The 18,913-nt window shown below is 70.5% G+C and carries 18 protein-coding genes; 11 read left to right on the forward strand and 7 right to left on the reverse strand.

Annotated elements, in window-relative coordinates; translation table 11 throughout:
- Window positions 1-6: 6 nt before the first annotated feature.
- Together AC1DWR_RS04330 and AC1DWR_RS04335 are read right to left on the reverse strand one after the other, a co-directional pair.
- On the reverse strand, window positions 7-1,995 hold the full coding sequence (locus AC1DWR_RS04330; RefSeq protein WP_477613034.1) for an acyl-CoA dehydrogenase family protein: 1,989 nt from the start codon (window positions 1,993-1,995) through the stop codon (window positions 7-9).
- Window positions 1,992-2,696, reverse strand: coding sequence for a TetR family transcriptional regulator (locus AC1DWR_RS04335; protein ID WP_477613033.1), 705 nt, complete (start codon window positions 2,694-2,696; stop codon window positions 1,992-1,994). The genes AC1DWR_RS04330 and AC1DWR_RS04335 overlap by 4 nt, the downstream gene beginning before the upstream one ends.
- Before the next feature lie 88 nt (window positions 2,697-2,784).
- On the opposite strand from AC1DWR_RS04335, the gene AC1DWR_RS04340 reads away from it, so the two are divergent.
- From AC1DWR_RS04340 to AC1DWR_RS04355, 4 genes are all read left to right on the forward strand, one after another.
- Window positions 2,785-4,098, forward strand: a complete 1,314-nt coding sequence (locus AC1DWR_RS04340) for an acetyl-CoA C-acetyltransferase (RefSeq protein WP_477613032.1) — start codon at window positions 2,785-2,787, stop codon at window positions 4,096-4,098.
- The gene (locus tag AC1DWR_RS04345) at window positions 4,098-5,441 is read left to right on the forward strand and encodes a 3-oxoacyl-ACP reductase (protein ID WP_477613031.1); all 1,344 of its coding nucleotides are present in this window, start codon (window positions 4,098-4,100) and stop codon (window positions 5,439-5,441) included. The genes AC1DWR_RS04340 and AC1DWR_RS04345 overlap by 1 nt, the downstream gene beginning before the upstream one ends.
- 1 nt (window position 5,442) lies before the next feature.
- Window positions 5,443-6,306: a MaoC family dehydratase gene (locus AC1DWR_RS04350; RefSeq protein WP_477623740.1), complete on the forward strand. Its 864-nt coding sequence runs from the start codon at window positions 5,443-5,445 to the stop codon at window positions 6,304-6,306.
- Between the two features lie 66 nt (window positions 6,307-6,372).
- A complete protein-coding gene (locus AC1DWR_RS04355) occupies window positions 6,373-7,593 on the forward strand; it encodes an FUSC family protein (protein ID WP_477613029.1) in 1,221 nt (406 codons plus the stop codon).
- Between the two features lie 47 nt (window positions 7,594-7,640).
- Here the strand turns inward: AC1DWR_RS04355 and AC1DWR_RS04360 are convergent, their stop codons facing one another.
- The 3 genes from AC1DWR_RS04360 to AC1DWR_RS04370 form a co-directional block, all read right to left on the reverse strand.
- Window positions 7,641-8,171 (reverse strand): GNAT family N-acetyltransferase, encoded by a 531-nt coding sequence (locus AC1DWR_RS04360; protein ID WP_477613028.1) that lies wholly within the window; start codon window positions 8,169-8,171, stop codon window positions 7,641-7,643.
- 4 nt (window positions 8,172-8,175) lie between these two features.
- The gene (katG, locus tag AC1DWR_RS04365; protein ID WP_477613426.1) at window positions 8,176-10,365 is read right to left on the reverse strand and encodes a catalase/peroxidase HPI; all 2,190 of its coding nucleotides are present in this window, start codon (window positions 10,363-10,365) and stop codon (window positions 8,176-8,178) included.
- 124 nt (window positions 10,366-10,489) lie between these two features.
- Entirely contained in the window at window positions 10,490-10,900 is a 411-nt protein-coding gene (locus AC1DWR_RS04370) for a Fur family transcriptional regulator (RefSeq protein WP_477613425.1), read from the reverse strand.
- A 212-nt stretch (window positions 10,901-11,112) separates the two neighbouring features.
- Between AC1DWR_RS04370 and thrS the strand changes: the two genes are divergently transcribed.
- Both thrS and AC1DWR_RS04380 read left to right on the forward strand, forming a co-directional pair.
- Window positions 11,113-13,098 (forward strand): threonine--tRNA ligase, encoded by a 1,986-nt coding sequence (gene thrS, locus AC1DWR_RS04375; RefSeq protein WP_477613027.1) that lies wholly within the window; start codon window positions 11,113-11,115, stop codon window positions 13,096-13,098.
- A 6-nt stretch (window positions 13,099-13,104) separates the two neighbouring features.
- The gene (locus tag AC1DWR_RS04380; protein WP_477613026.1) at window positions 13,105-13,674 is read left to right on the forward strand and encodes an HIT family protein; all 570 of its coding nucleotides are present in this window, start codon (window positions 13,105-13,107) and stop codon (window positions 13,672-13,674) included.
- Here the strand turns inward: AC1DWR_RS04380 and AC1DWR_RS04385 are convergent.
- The gene (locus AC1DWR_RS04385; RefSeq protein ID WP_477623741.1) at window positions 13,571-14,491 is read right to left on the reverse strand and encodes a hypothetical protein; all 921 of its coding nucleotides are present in this window, start codon (window positions 14,489-14,491) and stop codon (window positions 13,571-13,573) included. The two genes, AC1DWR_RS04380 and AC1DWR_RS04385, sit on opposite strands and share 104 nt — an antisense overlap.
- A complete protein-coding gene (locus AC1DWR_RS04390; RefSeq protein ID WP_477613024.1) occupies window positions 14,488-14,976 on the reverse strand; it encodes a hypothetical protein in 489 nt (162 codons plus the stop codon). The genes AC1DWR_RS04385 and AC1DWR_RS04390 overlap by 4 nt, the downstream gene beginning before the upstream one ends.
- A 47-nt stretch (window positions 14,977-15,023) precedes the next feature.
- Between AC1DWR_RS04390 and AC1DWR_RS04395 the strand changes: the two genes are divergently transcribed.
- Genes AC1DWR_RS04395 through AC1DWR_RS04415 form a run of 5 tightly spaced genes read left to right on the forward strand, consistent with a single transcriptional unit; the run spans window position 15,024 to window position 18,832 of the window.
- Window positions 15,024-15,458, forward strand: coding sequence for a thiol-disulfide oxidoreductase DCC family protein (locus AC1DWR_RS04395; RefSeq protein ID WP_477613023.1), 435 nt, complete (start codon window positions 15,024-15,026; stop codon window positions 15,456-15,458).
- Window positions 15,459-15,470: 12 nt separating this feature from the next.
- Complete coding sequence (gene pgsA / locus AC1DWR_RS04400) at window positions 15,471-16,085, forward strand: phosphatidylinositol phosphate synthase (protein WP_477623742.1); 615 nt, start codon at window positions 15,471-15,473, stop codon at window positions 16,083-16,085.
- Window positions 16,086-16,098: 13 nt separating this feature from the next.
- Window positions 16,099-17,061 (forward strand): phosphatidylinositol mannoside acyltransferase, encoded by a 963-nt coding sequence (locus AC1DWR_RS04405; protein ID WP_477613021.1) that lies wholly within the window; start codon window positions 16,099-16,101, stop codon window positions 17,059-17,061.
- A complete protein-coding gene (locus AC1DWR_RS04410) occupies window positions 17,058-18,245 on the forward strand; it encodes a glycosyltransferase family 4 protein (RefSeq protein WP_477613020.1) in 1,188 nt (395 codons plus the stop codon). The genes AC1DWR_RS04405 and AC1DWR_RS04410 overlap by 4 nt, the downstream gene beginning before the upstream one ends.
- On the forward strand, window positions 18,245-18,832 hold the full coding sequence (locus AC1DWR_RS04415; RefSeq protein ID WP_477613019.1) for a hypothetical protein: 588 nt from the start codon (window positions 18,245-18,247) through the stop codon (window positions 18,830-18,832). Before AC1DWR_RS04410 ends, AC1DWR_RS04415 begins: the two co-directional genes overlap by 1 nt.
- The last annotated feature ends 81 nt before the right edge of the window (window positions 18,833-18,913 follow it).

An 18,913-nucleotide genomic window follows, 5' to 3' on the forward strand; every position in this document is an offset into this window, starting at 1 on the left:
TGAGGATCAGCTGCCGACCTCCGCCGTCTGCACCGCCTCCGTCGCGGAGGGAGCCGTCGTCGGGGTCTGGTTCACGTCCTCGACCAGCGGTGACAGCAGCTCGGTGCCCAGCCACGCGCGCGGGATGCCGAACGCGTCCACGAGCTCCTGCGCGTGCGGTCGCAGGGCTGCGCAGAGGTCGTTGACGGCTGCCGTGACCTGCTTGCTGCGCGCCGGCGTGATGCGCCCGTGCTCGAGGAACCAGCCCTTGTCGGCCTCGATGGTGCTGAGGGCATAGAGGTCGCACACCCGATCCAGCGTCTGGGCGGCCGCGGGGTCGTCACAGGCGTCGATCGCCGCGACGAACGACTCGAGGATGGTCCGCTCGACGTGGGCGCGGGCCGCCTCGATGACGTGGTCCTGGGCCTGGTTGAAGACGTCGAACAGTTGCGCCCCCGGCTTGCCGGCCTTGCGCAGCCGCAGGGCCAGCGTCTCCAGCAGGTGCTTCTCCCGGTCCTCGAACAGGTCGAGCTGCCAGCCGCGGTCGGTCGGCCCCTTCTCGCTGTCGCGGCCGGGTGCGGTGGCGATGAGGCGCTGGATGAGGCCTCGGGCCGACGTCCGCTCGATGACGGCCCCGGCAAACTGCCGGGCGCCGAACCTGACCATGCCGAACGTGTCGAGGTCGCCGAAGGCGTCGCGGTAGTCGGTGAGCAGGCCCTTGGCCACCAGCTGGAGCAGCACCGTGTTGTCACCCTCGAACGTGGTGAACACGTCGGTGTCGGCCTTGAGCGCCGGGAGCCGGTTGACCGCAAGGTAGCCGGCGCCTCCGCACGCCTCTCTGCAGGTCTGGATCGTCGCTGTCGCGTGGGCCGTGGCGACGGCCTTGATGCCGGCCGCCCGGGCCTCGAGCTCGCGTTGCTGGTGCTCGTCGGGGGCCTCACCGGAGGTCAGCACGTCGTGCATGAGCGACACCAGGTCGTTCTGCGCGACAGCCAGGGCGTAGGACTTGGCCAGCGCCGGGAGCAGCTTGCGCTGGTGCACCCGGTAGTCGAGCAGGATCACCTCGCCGTCGCCGCCGGGAGGGGCGAACTGGCGCCGGTGACCGGCATACGTGATCGCCAGGGTGAGCGCACTGCGGGTCGCCGCACCCGCGCCGCCCGCCACGCTGATCCGCCCGCGCACCAGGGTGCCGAGCATCGTGAAGAACCTGCGAGTCTGGTTCTCGATGGGGGAGGTGTAGGTGCCGTGCTCGTCGATGTCGCCATAGCGGTTGAGCAGGTTGGTCCGAGGCACCCGGACCTGGTCGAAGGTGAGCCGGCCGTTGTCGACACCGGGGAGTCCCTCCTTGGCGCCGCAGTCGCCGATGGTCACCCCGGGCATCGCTGCTCCCGAGTCGTCCCGGATGGGCACGAGCACGCAGTGGACGCCGTGGCTCTCGCCACCGGTGACCAGCTGGGCGAAGACTGCGGCCATCCGTCCGTCGCGGGCGGCGCCGCCGATGTAGTCCTTGCGGGAGCGCAGGTCTGGGGTGTGCACCACCAGCTCGTCGGTGTCGGGGTCGTAGGTCGCGGTGGTGCCGAGTGACTGGACATCGGAGCCGTGTCCTGTCTCCGTCATCGCGAAGCAGCCCGGCAGCGTCGCGTCGATGATCGACGGCAGGTAGGCCGTGTGGTGCCGCTGCGTGCCGAGGTTCGCCACCGCGCCGCCGAACAGGCCCCAGTGCACGCCCGCCTTGACCATCAGCGACAGGTCGGCATGCCCCAGCAGCTCGAACGCCGTGACCGATCCGCCGAGGTCGCCGTTGCCGCCCATCGAGGTCGGGAAGCCGCGCTTGGCGTGCCCGGTGGCGGCCAGGGCCTGCACCTGCTCGGCGATCCTGGCGCGGTAGGACTCCAGGTCCAGGGGCTCGGTCGGTGGAGCGAAACGCTCGGGGTCGAGGTCCGTTCGGGCCTCCTCGCGGATCGCCGCCCACCGACCGTCGAGGGTCCTCTGCAGTGCATTGGCGAGCGTGGTCATGAGTCCTCCTGCGTGTCGGGCGCGGGGTCGGCTGGCCAGGCCGCGGACAAGCCGCCCCAGGCCAGGTCGGTGAGGTGTTCGGTGAGCTCCCGGCGGCTCATAGCCGAGTCGGTGAGCCAGCGGTCGGCGGCGGCACGCACCATGCCGACCAACCCGGCGCCCCAGACGGGAGCGGGTGCGCTGCTGCGCCCGGCGCGGTCCAGGGCCTCGCCGATGACCTCGGTCATCTGCGCGGCGATGTGGTCGGTCACCATCGCCGCCGGGTCGCCTGACGGCTTGTCCAGCAGGGGTGCGGTGACGACGAACCGGTAGACCTCGGGATCCTTCTCGACGAGCGTGAGGTAGGCATCGACCGCTCCAGCGACCAGGGCGCGTGGGGAGAGCTCCACGGTGGTGAGATCGCCACCGGTGACGTCGCCCTCGACGTTGCGAGCCAGAGCGAGGTTGCGCAGGATCAGCGCGTCGACGCTCTCGCAGACTGCGGCATACAGGCCCTGCCGGTCCGTGAAGTGGCGGTAGATCACGGTCTTGGAGGTGCCGGCGACAGCTGCGATGTCGTCCATCCCGACCCCGGCGCCGTGCTGGCGGATCGCGCGCAGCGTGGCGTCGACGAGCTCGCGCCGACGGATCGCCCGGTGCTGGTTCCACCGGGTGTTGCGGCCGTCGGGGCTCGGCGTCGAGGCGTCCGTGGTCGTGGTCACAGGTCGTGACAGTAGCAGGTACTGGGCGTACCTGCTACTGTCCGTATCAGTTACCTGTCCCACAGTCGGACCCACCTCAGGAGTACTCGTGGCCCCCTCGTCAAAGCCCGCCCGCTCGGTCGGCCAGCCCCGCCGCGCTGCCGTCATCGGCGGCAACCGCATCCCCTTCGCGCGGCAGAACGCCGCCTACGCCAAGGCCACCAACCAGGACATGCTGACCGCAGCCATCGAGGGTCTGGTGGCCAGGCATGGGCTTGCAGGGGAGCGGGTGGGCGAGGTCGCTGCCGGCGCCGTACTCAAGCACTCGCGCGACTTCAACCTCACCCGCGAGTCCGTCCTCGGGTCCAGCCTGTCGGCCCGGACGCCGGCCTACGACGTGCAGCAGGCCTGTGGCACCGGCCTCGAGGCGGCGATCCTGGTGGCCAACAAGATCGCCCTCGGCCAGATCGACTCGGGCATCGCGGGCGGCACCGACACGGCGTCCGATGCCCCCATCGCCGTCAACGAGGGGCTGCGCGAGACGCTGCTGACCCTCAACCGCGCCAAGACGCCCGGGCAGCGGGTCAAAGCCCTGACAGGCCTGCGCCCCGGCCAGCTGGTCCCCGAGATCCCGCGAAACGTCGAGCCGCGCACCGGGCTGTCCATGGGTGAGCACATGGCACAGACTGCCAAGCAGTGGGGGCTCACCCGCGAGGCGCAGGACGAGATCGCCGCGGCGTCGCACCAGAACCTTGCCGCGGCCTACGAACGCGGCTTCTTCGACGACCTCGTGACGCCGTTCCTCGGGCTGACGCGCGACCAGAACCTGCGCGCCGACTCCACCGTCGAGAAGCTCGCCAAGCTCACCCCGGTCTTCGGCAAGGGCGACGGCGCCACCATGACGGCGGGCAACTCGACGCCGCTCACGGACGGAGCCTCCGCCGTGCTGCTCGGTTCCGACGAGTGGGCTTCAGAGCACGGGCTCCCCGTCCTCGCGCACCTGTTGGACGCACAGACCGCAGCCGTCGACTACGTCACCGGCAACGAGGGACTGTTGATGGCCCCGGCCTACGCCCTGCCGCACCTGCTCGAGCGTCAGGGGATGAAGCTTCAGGACTTCGACCTGGTCGAGATCCATGAGGCCTTCGCCGCGACCGTGCTCACGACCCTGGCGGCCTGGGAGAGCGAGGAGTTCTGCCGCGACCGGCTGGGTCTGGACGCGCCGATCGGTGCACTGGACCGCACGAAGCTCAACGTCAACGGATCCTCGCTGGCCGCGGGTCACCCGTTCGCCGCGACCGGCGGGCGCATCGTCGCCTCGCTCGCGAAGATGTTGCACGAGAAGGGATCTGGGGCACGCGGCCTGATCTCGATCTGCGCCGCTGGTGGCCAGGGCGTCATGGCGATCCTCGAGGCCGCCTGATGGCCGGCACCTACGCCGGCATCGTCAACAGCCGACTTGGCACGAGGCTGGCGGCTCAGCTCGGCCTGCCCCGCCCCGCACGACTGCGCAGGTATGCCGTGGGAGCGCCACTCATCGACGGCCCCGTCCTCGTCGGCGGCCTGGGCGCCGCACCAGTGGCGGCGCGAGTCCGCGACCTGCTCAAGCTCGAGGGGGTCGACGCCGTGGACGAGCTGCCGTCCGGCGGCCGTGTCGCGGCTGTCGTCGCCGACCTGACCGAGGCCCGGGAGCCCGCCGACCTCGAGGTGCTGCGGGCTCTCGTGGGCCCGGCGCTCAAGGGTGTCCAGCCGAGCGGCCGGGTCATCGTCGTGGGTCGGGACCCCCACGGCGCCAGCACTTTCGCCGAGGCCGCCACGCGACGAGCGCTCGAAGGGATCACGCGGTCGATCGGCAAGGAGCTGCGGGCCGGAGCGACCGCCAACCTCGTCCTCGTCGACGAGGGATCGGACGTCAACGTCGACGCAGCGGTGCGGTTCCTGCTGTCCGGCCGCGCGGCATACGTCGACGGTCAGGTCGTTCGAGTCGGTGGCGGCGCGCCGAAGGAACCTGAGGACTGGGCGAAGCCGCTGGCGGGCAAGGTGGCCGTGGTCACCGGTGCGGCCCGGGGGATCGGTGCGTCCATCGCTGACGTGCTCGCGCGGGACGGCGCGACCGTGGTCTGCATCGACATCCCGGGTGCGGGGGACTCGCTGGCCAGGACCGCCAACCGGGTCGGGGGCACCGCCCTCCAGCTCGACGTGACCGCCGCTGACGCGGGGCACCGGATCCTTGACCACGCCACTCGCCGGCACGGCGGCCTCGACATCGTCGTGCACAACGCCGGCATCACCCGTGACAAGCTGCTCGCCAACATGGACGAGGCGCGCTGGGCCTCGGTGCTCGACGTCAACCTCGGTTCGATCCTGCGGATGAACGAGGTCCTCCTCGGGGTCGGCGGCGTACGCGATCGTGGCCATGTCGTGCTGGTGTCGTCCATCGCCGGCATCGCCGGGAACCGCGGGCAGACGAACTACGGAGCCTCGAAGGCAGGAGTGATCGGACTCGTCGACGCGATGTCTGCGGACGAGGCGCTTCGGGCGCGGGGCATCACGGTCAACGCGGTGGCGCCGGGCTTCATCGAGACGGAGATGACGGCCAAGGTGCCGTTCGCGACGCGCGAGGTGGGGCGGCTGCTCAACTCGCTCAGCCAGGGTGGGCTGCCGGTGGACGTCGCCGAGACGATCGCCTGGTTCAGCCAGGACGCCAACGCCGGGGTCACCGGCAACGTCGTCAGGGTCTGTGGCCAGAGCCTGCTGGGCGCCTGACATGACCGTCCGGACATTGACCGAAGCCCCTTCACTGGCACCACTGTTCGCCAAAGCGACGCTCACCCAACGAGGTCGGGGCGGTGAGCTGCCCGACACGGTCTGGCGCCGGGAGGGAGTGGTGGTGGACCGCGACCACCTCCTCGCCTACGACAAGGTGTGCGGGTTCACCGGAGGCGACGTCCTGCCGCACACCTATCCGCACGTGCTGGGCTTCCCGCTCCAGGTCGCGCTGATGGCAGATCGGTCCTTCCCCCTGCCACTGCCGGGTCTGGTGCACCTCGAGAACCAGATCACGCTCCACCGGCGCCTCACGGCAGACGACCCCCTGACCATCTCTGTGCACGCCGAACGCCTGCGACCGCACCCCAAGGGGCGCCTGGTGGACCTGGTCACCGAGGTGGACGTCGAGGGCGTGCGAGTCTGGGACGGTCGAAGCACCTACCTCCGGCGCGGCAGCGGCGACGTGTCCGCGCCGCGGGCACAGGACGCGCCGAGCCTGCCGCAGGGTGGGCCCGCTGGCCTCATCCGCGTCCCCGAGGGACAGGGCCGGGCGTATGCCGCGGTGTCCGGCGACGTGAACCCGATCCACCTGCACGCCTTGAGCGCCAAGGCGATGGGCTTTCCCCGAGCCATCGCGCACGGCATGTGGACAGCGGCCCGCACCCTGGCGGTCCTCGGGCAGCGGTCGACCGAACCCTCGACGACGCACGTCTGGTTCGCCAAGCCGGTGCTGCTGCCGAGCACGGTCGAGGTCGTCGTCGATGATGCGGGCGCCACCGTCGTCGCCGGGCTGCGCTCGACCCGCGACCCGTCGACCACACACCTGACGATGTCGTTCGCGTCGGGCCACCACGCGGGCTGAGGGGCGATCGGGCGGGAGCGGTCGGCCCGCTTCGTCATGCGTTGACGTCCCCTCTAGTGTCGGGGGATGGAGACTCCCGCCGACCGGCGGCCGCCGGCGTCGTGGCTGTACACGGTTCGCGAGGACGCGGCTGGGTGGGTCCGAGCCGGACGCGAGGCCGTGCGGCATGCCGGCCCTGAGCGGGACACGGCCCTGCTGATGGGCAAGGCCGCTCTGGCGACGGTGCTCGCCTGGCAGTTCGCGGTGCGAGTGCTTCACAGCCCGTCACCGTTCTACGCGCCCATGGCGGCGCTGCTCGTCGTCGACCGGACGATCTTCCGGTCCCTGTGGGCGAGTGGTCAGCGAGTCCTGGCGGTCGTCGTGGGGATGAGTGCCGCGTGGCTCGTGGGATCGCTGGTCGGCGTGCACTGGTGGACGATGCTGCCCGTCCTCTACCTGGGGCTGCTCATCGCTCGGTGGCGTCGCCTCGGGGACCACGGGATCCAGGTCCCGACGATGGTGCTGCTGTCCCTGCTGACCGTCGGCGGGACCGATGTGGAGTTCACGTACCTCACGATCGTCGAGACCCTGGCCGGTGGTGTCATCGGCGTGCTCACCAACGCGATCGTCCTGGCCCCCCTGCACATCAGGCAGCCGCGGGAGCAGATCCGCGCGCTCACCGGCCGGGTCTGCCAGCTGCTCAACGACATCGCCGCGGGACTGCGAGACGGCTGGGACAGCGACATGGCGCACCAGTGGTACGACACCAGCACCGACATCATCCAGCTGGCGCCCCGCATCCAGAGCGAGATCGAGACCGGGCGGGAGAGCACGAAGTTCAACCCCCGTGACAACCTGCACGGGCTGGAGGTCGACTGGGTCGGCTACTCCCACACCGTGGAAGCGATCCGGCGCAGTCAGTGGCAGCTGTCCGGGATCGCCCGGACGCTCGTGGACGCCGCGGACGAGGAGGAGAGCCAGCCAGCACCCAGCCAGCGCTTCCTCGAGAGCTATGCCGAGGCCCTGGACGAGATCGCCGGTGCGATCGGCCACTTCGGACTGCCCGAGGACGCGGAGCGGGAGGCTGTCGCCACCTACCTGCGCTCCGCGGAGGAGATCCTCGCCCGACTGGGCAACGAGGTCCGCACCAGCGAGCTCGAGAACCCCGAGGCGTGGCCCGCCTACGGCGCCATGCTCCTCGACGCGCAACGGCTCATCCGCGAGCTCGAGGTACGAAGCCACCAGGCCGTGATGCCGACCGACAGCGGACCCATCCGGAAGCCTCCACGCCGGATCGTCGGGCTGTGACCCAGACGCAGACCCGCCGGTGAGCACACGCTGACCCCAACGGTGACCTAGTCGGCCGGGGCCAGTCGCTTGGCGAAGTACCGGGCCAGGTCCGAGTCGGCGTAGTGCCCGAAGCGCACCGTCGGCTCGTAGCCACTGGCCTCGTAGAGCGCGATGGCGTCAGGCTGCATGGTCCCCGTCTCCAGGACGAGCACGTCCGTCCCGGACTGGCGAGCCGTGTCCTCGAGGAAGGCCAGCACCCGGCGAGCGAAGCCTCGACGCCGACCCGACGGAGCGACGTACATCCGCTTGATCTCCGCCACGGCGGCACCGTCGAACACGGTCGCGAGGTCCGGTCGGCGACGCCAGCCACCCATCGCGACGCCGTTTCCGTCCAGGGTGCCGAGCGCGAACAGCCCCTGTGGCGGTTCGAACTCGGAGGGGTCGACCGGTGAGTCGTCGGGTCCGCCGTAGATGACGATGTAGTGGGCCTGCACCTCGTCGACGAGGCGCTGGACCCGCAGGTCCGCGAACGGCACCGGGCCGACCAGCAGCGCCTCGGAACCAGGCTGTGGCCGAGGCGCTGCTGGCACTGTCATGGCCTCAGGCGACGTCGAACCGGTCGAGGTCCATGACCTTGGCCCAGGCCGCCACGAACTCCTGCACGAAGCGGTCTCCCGCGTCGTTGCTGGCGTAGACCTCGGCGAGGGCACGCAGCTCGGAGTTGGATCCGAACACAAGGTCTGCCCGGGTGCCCGTCCAGCGGACCTCGCCCGACGCGCCCCGACCCTCGAACGTCGAGGCGTCCTCGGACGTCGAGCTCCACTGGGTGCCGAGGTCCAGCAGGTTGACGAAGAAGTCGTTCGTCAGCGTGCCGGGGGCGTCGGTCAGGACGCCGTGCCGCGAGCCGTCGTAGTTCGCCCCGAGGACGCGCAGGCCGCCGACGAGGACGGTCATCTCCGGGGCGCTCAGGGTGAGCAGGTTGGCGCGGTCGACGAGCTGGTACTCGGCGCCCAGCCGTGAGCCCTTGCCGGCGTAGTTGCGGAAGCCGTCGGCCCGGGGCTCGAGGTAGGCGAAGGACTCGACGTCGGTCTGCTCCTGGGTCGCATCGACCCGACCCGGCGTGAACGGCACCTCGACCGTGTGACCCGCTGCCTGCGCAGCGTGCTCGACGCCGACGCCGCCCGCGAGCACGATGAGGTCGGCGAGCGAGACCTGGCGCCCGCCACGCGAGTTGAAAGACTCCTGGACACCCTCGAGCGTGCGCAGCACGGTCGCGAGCTGTGCGGGGTTGTTGACCTCCCAGCCGTTCTGCGGGGCGAGCCGGATGCGGGCACCGTTGGCGCCGCCGCGCTTGTCGCTGCCACGGAAGGATGACGCCGCAGCCCACGCCGTGGACACCAGCTGGGTCACGCTGAGTCCTGTCTCGGCCACGAGCCGCTTGAGCTCGGTCACGTCCTCAGCCGTCACCACCTCACCGGTCGGCGCCGGGAGCGGGTCCTGCCACAGCAGGACCTCGCTGGGCACCTCGGGACCGAGGTAGCGGGCCAGTGGGCCCATGTCGCGGTGCGTCAGCTTGAACCACGCACGGGCGAAGGCGTCGGCGAACTCCTGCGGGTTCTCGAGGAAGCGGCGCGAGATCTGCTCGTAGACGGGGTCGACGCGCAGGGCGAGGTCGGTGGTGAGCATGTTGGGCGCGATGCGCCTGGACGAGTCGTGGGCGTGGGGCGTCGTGCCCTCACCGGCGCCGTCCTTGGGCTTCCACTGGTTGGCGCCCGCGGGACTCTTGGTGAGCTCCCACTCGAAACCGAACAGGTTCTCGAAGAAGTTGTTGTCCCACTGCGTCGGGGTCATCGTCCAGGTGACCTCGATACCACTGGTGATGGCGTCGGGGCCCGCGCCGGTGCCGAAGCTGTTCTTCCAGCCCAGGCCCATCTGCTCGAGTCCTGCGCCCTCCGGCTCGTCGGAGACGTGTGCCTCGGGGTCGGCCGCACCGTGGGTCTTGCCGAAGGTGTGGCCGCCGGCGATGAGGGCGACGGTCTCCTCGTCGTTCATCGCCATCCGCTTGAACGTCTCGCGGATGTCGCGGGCCGACGCGAGGGGGTCGGGGTCCGCGTTCGGGCCCTCCGGGTTGACGTAGATCAGGCCCATCTGGACGGCGGCGAGCGGGCTCTCCAGCTCGCGGTCACCGGTGTAGCGCTCGTCCCCAAGCCACTCGGTCTCCGGACCCCAGTAGACGTCCTCGTCGGGCTCCCAGACGTCAGGGCGACCACCGGCGAAGCCGAAGGTCTGGAAGCCCATGGACTCGAGGCTGACGTTGCCGGCCAGCACCATGAGGTCGGCCCATGACAGGTTGCGGCCGTACTTCTTCTTCACCGGCCACAGCAGGCGGCGGGCCTTGTCGAGGTTGGCGTTGTCCGGCCAGCTGTTGAGGGGCGCGAACCGCTGCTGACCAGCACCGGCGCCGCCGCGGCCGTCCTGCACGCGGTAGGTGCCCGCGCTGTGCCAGGCCATCCGGATCATGAGCGGGCCGTAGTGGCCGAAGTCGGCCGGCCACCAGTCCTGGGAGGTGGTGAGGAGCTCGGCGATGTCGCGCTTGACCTCGGCGAGGTCGAGGGAGCTGAACGCCTGGGCGTAGTCGAAGTCCTCGCCGTAGGGGTTCGCGACGGCGGGGTTCTTGGCCAGGATCCGGAGGTTGAGGCGCTCGGGCCACCACCCCCGGTTGCCGCCGCCCTGGACGGGCTCGGGGGCCCGTCCGTGCACGACAGGGCACTTCTGCTCGCTCTCGTTCATCTCGGCGAGCTGGGTCTCGTGGTCCCCGGTCTGGCTTGCGCCATGGATTTCGTTGTCGGACATTGCTTCCTTCCGGACGTGGTGTCGAGGGTTCAGGCGGTTGGGTGGTCAGGCTGTGGGTTGCTCAGGCGCTGGGATTGCGCGGGCTGGAACAGGTGGCGCACAGGCCCCGGTAGACGACCTCGGCCTCGTCGATGGTGAAGCCGTGGTCGTCCGACGGGGCAAGGCAGGGGGCTGCGCCGACGGCGCAGTCGACGTCGGCGATGGCGCCGCAGGACCGGCAGACGACGTGGTGGTGGTTGTCGCCCACGCGGGACTCGTACCTCGCCACCGAGCCGGGCGGCTGGATGCGGCGCACGAGGCCGGAGCGGGTGAGGGCGTGCAGGCAGTCGTAGACCGCCTGGTGGGAGACCTCCGGCACGTCGCGTCGCGCCGCGGCGATGAGCGAGTCGGTGTCGGAGTGGGGGTGCGCGTGCACCGCACCGAGGACTGCCACCCGGGGCCGCGTCACCCGCAGGCCCACGTCCCGCAGCATCTGCGGGAGGTCGCCTGCGCGGACGACGGACGGTGGGGTCACGTCCCGGAGTCTGGCCCGGTTTCTGGAACGAGTCAAGAATTCTGGGACGGCTGTCCCAGCCTGCGGAACAACTCCCGCGCGGGTGCCCGCGCCCGGCCGATAGCATCGGTATGCCGCGTGCTGACGTCCGCACGCGGCATACCCAGTCATCCACCCCAGGAGTGAGCACCGTGTCTGCCGAGATCACCGTCACCGTCGCCGGAAGCGAGCGATCGGTGCCGGAGCAGACGACTGCCGCTGAGCTCTTCGAGGGTGACCGCGCCGTGCTCGTGGCCCGGGTCAACGGTGAGCTGCGCGACCTCGCCCACGCCCTCGCAGAGGGCGACGTCGTCGAGCCCGTGACCGCGCAGGAGCAGGACGGGCTGGACGTGCTGCGGCACAGCGCCGCCCACGTCCTGGCCCAGGCCGTCCAGGAGCTCAACCCCAAGGCCAGGCTCGGCATCGGACCGCCGGTGCGTGACGGGTTCTACTACGACTTCGACGTGGCCGAGCCGTTCCAGCCCGACGACCTCAAGGCGCTCGAGAAGGTCATGCAGCGCATCGTCAACGAGGGCCAGACCTTCGTGCGCCGCGAGATCAGCGACGCCGACGCTGCCGTCGAGCTCGCCGACGAGCCCTACAAGGTCGAGCTCATCGGTCTCAAGGGTGGCGCGGCCGGCGAGCAGGCAGAGGGTGCGGACGTCGAGGTGGGGGGCGCGCAGCTGACCATCTACGACAACCTCAAGCGCGACGGCTCACGCGCCTGGGGCGACCTGTGCCGCGGCCCGCACGTGCCCTCGACCAAGGTGCTCGGCAACGCCTTCAAGCTGATGCGCAGCGGTGGCGCCTACTGGCGGGGGAGCGAGAAGAACCCCCAGCTGCAGCGCGTCTACGGCACCGCCTGGCCCACCAAGGACGAGCTCAAGGCCTACCTCGACCGGCTCGCCGAGGCCGAGCGCCGTGACCACCGCAAGATCGGGGCGGAGCAGGACCTGTTCAGCTTCCCCGACGAGCTCGGGTCTGGCCTGGCCGTCTTCCACCCCAAGGGCGGGGTGATCAAGCGGGAGATGGAGGACTACGTCCGCCGCAGGCACATCGAGGAGGGTTTCCAGTACGTCGGCACCCCCCACATCAGCAAGGACGGGCTGTTCCACACCTCGGGGCACCTGCCCTACTACGCGGACACCATGTTCCCGCCGATGGAGTTCGAGGGCACCGAGTACCGCCTCAAGGCGATGAACTGCCCCATGCACAACCTCATCTTCCGCTCGCGCGGTCGCTCCTACCGCGAGCTGCCGTTGCGGCTGTTCGAGTTCGGGTCGGTCTACCGGTTCGAGAAGTCCGGCGTCGTGCACGGCCTGACCCGCGTGCGTGGCATGACCCAGGACGACTCGCACTCCTACGTCACCGCCGAGCAGGCACCGGGCGAGATCAAGCACCTGCTGAACTTCGTGCTCTCGCTGCTGCGCGACTTCGGCATGGACGACTACTACCTCGAGCTGTCCACCCGCGAGACCGAGGGCGACAAGAAGGACAAGTTCATCGGCTCGGACGAGCAGTGGGAGCACGCGACCGACGTCCTGCGCGACGTCGCCACCGAGTCCGGCCTCGAGCTCGTCCTCGACCCGGGTGGCGCGGCCTACTACGGCCCGAAGATCTCGGTGCAGGCACGCGACGCGATCGGCCGCACCTGGCAGATGTCGACCATCCAGTACGACTTCAACCAGCCGGAGCGTTTCGGGCTGGAGTACCAGGCGGCCGACGGCTCCCGGCAGCAGCCGGTGATGATCCACTCGGCGAAGTTCGGGTCGATCGAGCGCTTCCTCGGTGTGCTCGTGGAGCACTATGCGGGCGCGTTCCCGCCCTGGCTCTCACCCGTGCAGGTGCTCGGGGTGCCCGTGGCCGACGAGTTCTCGCCCTACCTGCACGACGTGGCGGACCAGCTGCGCCGCAAGGGGATCCGGGTCGAGATCGACGATTCCGACGACCGGTTCCCCAAGAAGATCCGCAACGCGTCGAAGTCCAAGGTCCCCTTCGTGCTGATCGCCGGGGACGAGGACCGCGGTGCCGGCGCGGTGTCGTTCCGCTACCGCAACGGCGAGCAGAAGAACGGGGTGCCCGTCGACGAGGCGATCGCCGAGATCGTCGCCGCGGTCGAGGCCCGCGTCCAGGTCTGACGGACGATGACCGACGCGCTCGAGCCCGACACCGACTTCGCCGGGGTGCAGGACGGCTTCGAACGGCTCTGGACACCGCACCGGCTCGCCTACATCACGGGGGAGCGGCCGAGCGAGGACGCGGGTGACGGCTGCCCGTTCTGTGTCGCCCCGGCCAAGGACGACCAGACCGGCCTCATCGTGCACCGCGGCGTGAGCTGCTACGTCGTCATGAACCTGTTCCCCTACAACCCCGGCCACGTGCTCGTGTGTCCTTACCGCCACGCCTCGCTCTACGTCGACCTGACCGACGAGGAGACCACGGAGTTCGCCTTGCTGACCAAGCAGGTCATTGCCGCCATCGACACTGCCTCCGGCCCGCACGGTTACAACATCGGCATGAACCAGGGGGCGGTCGCCGGTGCGGGTGTGCAGGCCCACCTGCACCAGCACATCGTGCCGAGGTGGGGTGGCGACTCGAACTTCCTGCCGGTCATCGGACAGACGAAGGCGCTGCCGATGCTGCTCGAGGACGTGCGCTCACGGCTCGTCGCAGCGTGGCCGGGTGCGGCAGGCGCTCCAGCGGCAGGAAGCTGAGCAGGCACACCACTAGCGGCAGGAAGTGGATCTTCAGCATGACGTAGGTGCTGAGGTGGAAGCCCGCCCAGAAGAGGAGCGCGGCGTACAGCGCCTTTCCCCTGAGCCACAACAGGACCGGTGAAGTGAACTCGGCCACGAGCACGATCCACTGCAGGGCGTGCGTGAGGGTCGGATGGGCGCCCACCCAGGGACCGATGCCGTTCGGCCGTCGGGTCAGCGCCCAGATCAGGGTGGCTCCGTTGGCCCAGCCCCTGCCGCCGAAACGCATCTTGGCGCTGGCCGACAGGAAGTAGATCGACACGGCCCCGATCTGCACCATGCGGATCGCCCAGCCAGCGGCCTGCGACCTCACGTCGACATCGCGCAGGCGGGCCCGCCCGACCGTCGGCAGCACGAACAGCGCGACGACCAGGGCGAAGTGGTCGTGGTCGACCTTGGAGTAGGAGAAGGCGTTGCTCACCCAGTCGAGCATCCCGACCGCGCAGACCCATCCCGCCAGCCGCGGCAGCCGGCCCGTGAAGGCGACCGCGGAGCTCACCAGGATCACCGCCAGGAGCACCCTGACGTAGGTGTGCGACGGCGCGGGCAGGAGCAGCAGCGAACGCACCTCGAGGCCGCGGTAGAGGCTCGGCGGGACGTCGCCGTGGGGGATGGGGTCGGTCACGATCCACAGCACGTCGAGCCACACGAAGGCGTAGACGGCGAGCCGCAGCCACGCCACGCGCGCGAGCGAGATCTCCGGCGCGAGGAACTTCTCGACGATGGAGCGTTCGACGGCAGGGCGTTCCATCGGGGAGTGTTCCAGGCGGCTCACGGCGCACCACCAGGTATGCCGCTCGGCTGGGGACGCAGCGGGTGGCGGACCTGCCACGTGGCCAGGGTGCGGACGGTGGCAGCCCCCGTGCCGATCTGGGTTGAGGTGTTGCGCAGGTAGAGGACCGCGTAGGCCGCCTCGCGCGGGAGCCGGCGCGCATGCAGCACGGCGATGTCCTGGAGGAGCTCGGGGCGCTCGATGATGCGGGGGGCCTGTCCTTCGATCTCGGCGCGCTCGATGCCGATCTTCTCCTTGGACAGCGGCACCCGCACCACTTCGCCGTCCACGGTCAACGCATCCAACGTCAACGAGTTGATGACCCCGTCGTTCCGCACCGAGAACGCGTACTGCGACATGGGGGCGAAGGGCCACCAGCTGTCGTTGCCCACCCAGGTCCCCAGACAGACCGTCGTCACCACGGCGGCGGTCACGGCCAGCCGCCACAGCACGGCATACGGGCCGAGCCGGGTGGTCGGCCCCCTCATGCTCCCCTCACGCGGTCATGGTCCCATGCGGGTGACAGACTGAGGACATGGACATGGTGACGGGGAGCGAGCGGGGCCTGCTCATCTTCGACGGCGACTGCGGGTTCTGCACGACCAGCGCGCGGTTCGCCACGCGCTGGGTGGACCGCCGCGACCGCTACGACGTCCAGCCGTGGCAGCAGGTGGAACTCGGTCGGTTCGGGCTCACCGAGCAGGACTGCATCGAGGCGGCCCAGTTCGTCCGCCCGGACGGGACCGTCGTGGCCGCCCACCTCGCCATCGCAGAGGGGCTCAAGCAGGGAGCCCCGTTCTGGCGGCCACTCGGCCACCTCGTCACACTGCCGGGCATCAGCCGGCTGGCTGGTCGGGTCTACACGTGGGTGGCCGACCACCGCTACGCGCTGCCGGGAGGCACTCCCGCCTGCGCGCCCACACACGTGTCCGTCAGCGGTTCTGCGGGGACGGCGGCTCGGTCTCAGTAGGCTGACCCCACCATGCTCAACAAGTACGCACGCGCCCTCTTCACGAAGATCTTCACGCCGGTCGCCCGACTGTTCCTCAAGCTGGGGATCAGCCCGGACGTCGTGACGATCGTCGGCACGCTCGGCGTCTGCGTCGGCGCGCTGGCCTTCTACCCCCGGCACGAGTTCTTCTGGGGCACCATCGTCATCACCCTGTTCGTCTTCTCCGACACCGTCGACGGCGTGATGGCGCGGATGTCCGGCCGCTCCGGCAAGTGGGGCGCCTACCTCGACTCCACGCTCGACCGCGTGGGCGACTCGGCCATCTTCGGGGGCCTCGTGCTCTGGTATGCCGGCAGCGKCGACGACTTCCTGATGGCCGGGCTGGCGCTGGCCTGCCTCATCCTCGGCAGCGTGGTGTCCTACGCCAAGGCACGGGCCGAGGGGCTGGGCTTCACCGCGAACGTCGGGATCGCGGAGCGCGCCGACCGGTTGGTCGCCGTCCTCGTGGTGACCGGACTGGTGGGTCTGGGGCTGCCCGAGGTCGTCCTCGCCGTCGTACTCGCCCTGCTCGCCGTCGCCAGCCTCGTCACGGTGTTCCAGCGCATGCTGCTCGTGCGTCGGCAGGCCCTGGTCGAAGCCTCCTGAGCGGCCACGCGACGTGACCGGCTTCGGCGACCTCCTGGCCGTCAGCGGCTACCGCCTCGGGTGGGGCACTGTGCGTCGGCTGCCCGAGCGCACGGCATACACAGTCTTCGAGCAGATCGCCGACCTGACGGTGGCTCGTGGCGGCAAGGGCGTGCAGCGCCTGAGGAGCAACTACGCGCGGGTGCGCCCCGAGCTCGACGGCGCGGAGCTGGACGCACTGGTGCGCGAAGGGATGCGCTCGTACCTGCGGTACTACTGCGAGGCCTTCCGGCTGCCCGACCGCACCCCGGAGCAGATCGCGGCGTCGGTGCGGGTCGAGGGGGACGGGCCCGTGCGGGCCGAGCTCGCCGCGGGCCGACCGGTCGTGTGCTTCCTCGGCCACCTCGGCAACTGGGACCTGGCCGGAGCCTGGGGCACCAAGGAGATCGGTCCCGTCGTCACCGTCGCCGAGCGGCTCGAGCCCGAGGAGGTGTATGCCGAGTTCCTCGCCTTCCGTGAGTCGCTGGGCATGACGATCCTGCCGCTGACGGGCGGGGGCGACGTGTTCGCGCAGCTGCGGGGGCACCTGACGAAGCCGGTGCTCATGCCACTGCTTGCCGACCGCGACCTGACCGACCGGGGCATCGAGGTCGACCTGTGCGGTCACCGTTCGAAGATGGCGGCGGGTCCGGCGGCGCTGTCGCTGGGCACCGGTGCGGCGCTGCACCCGGTCTCGATCCACTACGAGCGAGTCGAGGGGTCGAGCTGGAAGCACCGCATCGTGATCACCTGGCACGACCGGGTCGAGGTGCCGGCGACCGGCACGACACGGGCCAAGGCCGTCGCGATGACGCAGCAGTGCGCCGACGCACTCGGCGCCGCGATCGTGGAGCACACCGCCGACTGGCACATGCTCCAGCGGGTGTTCCTCGAGGACCTCGAGCCGCGACCCGAGCAGTCAGCGCGACCCGGCCAGGCGCAGGGGAGCTGGCCGTGAGGATCGGCATCGTGTGTCCTTACTCCTTCGACGTGCCCGGCGGGGTGCAGTTCCACGTCCGCGACCTGGCCGAGCACTTCCTGGGGCAGGGGCACCACGCCTCGGTCCTCGCCCCGGCCGACGAGGACACCCCGCTGCCCGACTACGTCGAGTCGGTGGGCCGAGCCGTTCCCGTGCGCTACAACGGCTCGGTGGCCCGGCTGAACTTCGGGCCGCTGACCGCCTCGCGGGTCGGGCGCTGGCTCGAGGCGGGCGACTTCGACGTGTTGCACATCCACGAGCCGGTGACGCCCAGCATCGCCCTGCTCGCGCTGTGGTCGGCGGAGGGCCCGGTCGTGGCAACCTTCCACACCTCCAACCTGCGGTCGCGGGCGATGCAGGCTGCTTACCCGCTGCTGCGCCCGAGCCTGGAGAAGATCAACGGGCGGATCGCCGTCTCCGAGGACGCCCGGCGCACGGTCACGACCCACCTGGGTGGTGACGCGGTCGTCATCCCCAACGGCGTCAACGTGGCGCGGTTCGCCGACGCCGTGCCGGCTGCCAGGTGGACCGGCACCGAGTCGGCGCCCACGATCGCCTTTCTCGGGCGGATCGACGAGCCCCGCAAGGGTTTGCCCGTGCTGGCGGCGGCGATGCCCGCGGTGCTGGCGAAGCATCCCGGAGCCCGAGTCCTGGTCGCGGGACCGGGTGACGTCCAAGCCGCTCGCGAACGCCTCGAACCGTCCGTGGCGGCTGCCACCGACTTCCTGGGCATGGTCAGCGACGAGGACAAGGCCGTGCTCCTGTCGTCCGTCGACCTCTACGTCGCCCCGCACACCGGGGGAGAGAGCTTCGGCATCGTGCTCGTCGAGGCGATGAGTGCAGGGGCGCCCGTGGTGGCCAGCAACCTGCCGGCCTTCGTCCGGGTCCTCGACGGAGGACACGCCGGCGCGACCTTCACCAACGAGGACAGTGCCGACCTGGCCCGACAGCTGCTGCGCCTGCTGGGCGATCCGGGGGAGCGCGAGCGGCTGGGGGAGGCCGGGCACCGCCGGGCCTGGGTCTTCGACTGGTCGGTCGTCGCCGAGGACGTCATGGCGGTCTACGACACGGTCACCCATGGCTCCGAGGACGCGCGGTCGGACCCGGCCGCCGACACCCGGTGGACGCGGCTGCTCCGCGGTCGCAGGGGAGGGGAGGCGTGATGGACTCTCTGACGTGGGGCGTCGTGGTCGTCGCAGTGCTGCTCGGCGTCGCCTGGTACCTCTCCTACAGCGCAGCCCGGCTCGACCGGCTGCACACGCGCGCCGAGGGTGCGTTGTCCGCTCTCGACGCCCAGCTGGTCCGCCGAGCCGAGGCGACGCTGGAGCTGGCCAACTCGGGAGCCCTCGACCCGGCCAGCGCGCTGATGCTGGCGGGCGCCGCGTCGGAGTCCCTGGAGGCCCACAACGAGCGTGCCCTCGAGGAGGACCTCCTCGACGGCCAGAGCTTCGGCGCACGGGAGGTGCTGGAGAGCGACCTGACCGAGGCGCTCCAGGCGGCGCTCACGGCCGACGTGGTGGCTGACATCCGGGGGGGTCACGCCGACGCCCTCGGGGCGAGCAGCCTGCAGCGGGTCGAGGCAGCCGGCGTGCGCGTGCAGCTGGCCAGGCGCTTCCTGAACGACGCGGTGACCGACGTGCAGCGGGTCCGCCGCAAGTGGGTGGTCCGCTGGTTCCGGTTGGCCGGCCACGCCGACCTGCCCCGTACCGTCGAGTTCGACGACGAGCTCCCACCCGCCGTGCGGGACTGAGCCGCGGTCGGGACGCCGCGGCATACCAACTAACATTGGTGCCGAAGCGCGTTCCCTGCGCTGCGCCCTGAACAGATCTGG

The sequence above is a fragment of the Pedococcus sp. P2_E2 genome (assembly GCF_056403955.1).